Source organism: Streptomyces rugosispiralis (genome assembly GCF_024505145.1).
Classification (GTDB): Bacteria; Actinomycetota; Actinomycetes; order Streptomycetales; family Streptomycetaceae; genus Streptomyces; species Streptomyces rugosispiralis.
The window spans coordinates 1-2,302 of record NZ_JANIAA010000140.1; the positions used below are offsets into that span (position 1 = coordinate 1).

The window sequence follows — 2,302 nt, forward strand, 5'->3', positions numbered from 1 at the left end:
CACAGCGTCCCGGTCCGGATCGGCGTAGACGGCTACGCTCGCGATCCCGGCATCCCGGCAGGCACGGGCAACACGGACAGCGATCTCGCCACGGTTGGCGATGAGCACCTTGCGCACGATGGCTCCCTCCTTGAAACAAGCCGAGTTTAGGTACAGGCGACACCTCGCGCCGAGAAGACCCCGGGCGTGAGCTTGACCACACGGAGCGTGAACCTCGCGTTGGACGAACGTCCGGATCCCCCGTCGCTCCACGGTACGCCCGGTTTTCGAGGCCGTGGCACGGTCCGCGATGTGGGCAAGGTCTCTGGCGCGCCGTGCTGCGGCGCTTCACGTTTCTTTGTGGAGACCCTACGAATGCCGGGCGGAAACTTTGCCACGGAGTTCCGCTCGTCCACACCTCTTGTGGCGACGCTTACCCGTTAGTAGCGTGCTTCGGCACTGACAGAGTGGGAGGGGATCGCGGTGGCGCGCAGACCAGTGGCCGCGGTGGCGGCGGTGACGCTGATGGTCGAGGCGGTCGGCATAGCGCTGCTGAACTGGATCCTCGGCCTGGTCGTGGACCGTCAGCAGATGTCCATGGGCGGCCTGGACACCGATGCGATGTCGATCGGCGCCTGGGTCGCGGGCGGCCTCTTCGGCGTCTATCTGCTGGTGTGCGGGGTGGTGCTGCTGCGTACCGCCGTGCGCGACCGCGCCCCCGGCCGCCTGGCCCGCATCCTGCTCATCACCTGCGCGGTGGTGCACGGGCTGTTGGGCGCGTTCTCGGTCGGCCTGGTGGGCTGGTCCGCGTTCGCGTTCCTGATGGTGGTGCTGGGGCTGATCGTGCTGAGCCTGCTGGGGTACGAGGCGGAGTCGCGCGCCGAGCCCTCCGCCGAGGCCGCGGGCGGCGGCCACGACGCCCCCAGCCCGGCCTGAGCCGGGAGGGTTTGAGGGAAAGTCCTGGGCGAAGTCCAGGGGAATGCCTAGCCGGAAATCCCTAGTCGTTCCAGAGATCCGTGATCCGCACGTCCAGTTCGGCCAGCAGTCGGCGGAACAGCGGCAGGGACAGTCCGATCACATTCCCGGAGTCGCCCTCGATGCCGTCGATGAACGGCGCCGAACGGCCGTCGAGCGTGAACGCCCCCGCCACGTGCAGCGGTTCACCGCTGGCGACGTACGCCGCGATCTCCTCGTCCGTGGGCTCGCCGAAGTGGACGGTGGTGGACGCGGTGGCCGAGGTGCGGCGGCCGCTCGCCGTGTCGATCACGCAGTGCCCGGTGCGCAGCACCCCGGCCCGGCCGCGCATCGACTTCCAGCGGGCGGTGGCCTCCTCGGCGTCGGCCGGTTTGCCGAGCGCCTGACCGTCGAGCTCCAGCACCGAGTCGCAGCCGACGACGAGGGAGCCGGCCGTCTCCGGAAGCCCGGCCACAGCGGTGGCCTTCGCCTCGGCCAGCACCCGGGCCAGCTCGGCGGGGGTCTCGGCGCTCAACGCGTCCTCGTCCACCCCGCTGACGATCACCTTCGGCGCCAGTCCGGCCTGCCGCAGCAGCCCGAGCCGGGCGGGCGAGGCGGACGCGAGGACGAGAGTGCGCTGCGCAGTCATGCGCACCAGGGTAAGCCGCGCCCGTAGCGGGGCCGCGGGCTAGGGGGCTTCTGATGGATCTCCGCGGCGTCGCGGAGATCCATCAGAAGCCCCCTAGGGCCACATCCCCAGGATGCACATCGCCAGCAGCACGGCGACGGTCAGAACGGTGCGGGCGCGGCGGAGCATGGCCTCGGCGCGCCGCAGTTCCTCGGGCGGCTCATCGGGCGGCTCGGACCACAGCATGAATCCGATCCTGGGGCCAGAGACGCCGGGGCGCCTGAGTACGCGTACTCAGGCGCCCCGGCGCGAAGCCGCCATTCGGCCCGCCGCGGTCCGCTCAGGCGGGCCAGTAGGTGGTGCGCCACGCCTTGGGGCCCGGGTGCGGCACCCGGTGGCTGGGGATGGTGCGGGCCGGGTCGGACCACTCCTCCGGATCGTCCTCGGTCTGCGCGGCGGCCATGGCGGCCGCCGCGCGTGCTCGCACCACCGCCAGAGCGGCGGCCAACTCCTCGGGGGTCGGGTTGCCCCGGACAATACGGATCATGGAAACAGCCCTTCGCTAGGGGGCTAGAGGGGGATGTTGCCGTGCTTCTTCGGGGGCAGCGCTTCGCGCTTGTTCCGCAGTGTCCGCAGGCCGCGGACGATGTGGCGGCGGGTCTCGGAGGGCATGATCACAGCATCCACATACCCCCGCTCGGCCGCGATATACGGATTGAGCAGGGTGTCCTCGTAGTCCGC

Annotated in this window: 6 protein-coding genes; 1 reads left to right on the top strand and 5 read right to left on the bottom strand. The window is 70.7% G+C overall.

Features of this window, described 5'->3' with window-relative positions; translation table 11 throughout:
* On the bottom strand, positions 1-117 hold a 117-nt coding region (locus NP777_RS46700), incomplete at its 3' end, for a biotin carboxylase N-terminal domain-containing protein (RefSeq protein ID WP_159061112.1).
* 345 nt (positions 118-462) lie between these two features.
* Here NP777_RS46700 and NP777_RS46705 point away from each other — a divergent pair.
* On the top strand, positions 463-915 hold the full coding sequence (locus NP777_RS46705) for a hypothetical protein (protein WP_256656291.1): 453 nt from the start codon (positions 463-465) through the stop codon (positions 913-915).
* A gap of 61 nt (positions 916-976) precedes the next feature.
* Here NP777_RS46705 and NP777_RS46710 read toward each other — a convergent pair whose 3' ends face one another.
* The 4 genes from NP777_RS46710 to NP777_RS46725 form a co-directional block, all read right to left on the bottom strand.
* Positions 977-1,582, bottom strand: coding sequence for a Maf family protein (locus NP777_RS46710; RefSeq protein WP_256656292.1), 606 nt, complete (start codon positions 1,580-1,582; stop codon positions 977-979).
* Between the two features lie 93 nt (positions 1,583-1,675).
* A complete protein-coding gene (gene mmpB / locus NP777_RS46715; protein WP_256656293.1) occupies positions 1,676-1,807 on the bottom strand; it encodes a morphogenic membrane protein MmpB in 132 nt (43 codons plus the stop codon).
* Positions 1,808-1,901: 94 nt separating this feature from the next.
* Entirely contained in the window at positions 1,902-2,108 is a 207-nt protein-coding gene (locus NP777_RS46720; RefSeq protein WP_256656294.1) for an acyl-CoA carboxylase epsilon subunit, read from the bottom strand.
* 23 nt (positions 2,109-2,131) lie between these two features.
* Positions 2,132-2,302 (bottom strand): carboxyl transferase domain-containing protein (locus NP777_RS46725; RefSeq protein ID WP_305890856.1); only part of this gene is annotated, 171 nt, incomplete at its 5' end.

Excerpts from the sequence above, each read along its gene's own strand:
- NP777_RS46710 (WP_256656292.1), bottom strand. The coding sequence starts at position 1,582 with ATGACTGCGCAGCGCACTCTCGTCCTCGCGTCCGCCTCGCCCGCCCGG.
- mmpB (WP_256656293.1), bottom strand. The coding sequence starts at position 1,807 with ATGCTGTGGTCCGAGCCGCCCGATGAGCCGCCCGAGGAACTGCGGCGC.
- NP777_RS46720 (WP_256656294.1), bottom strand. The coding sequence starts at position 2,108 with ATGATCCGTATTGTCCGGGGCAACCCGACCCCCGAGGAGTTGGCCGCC.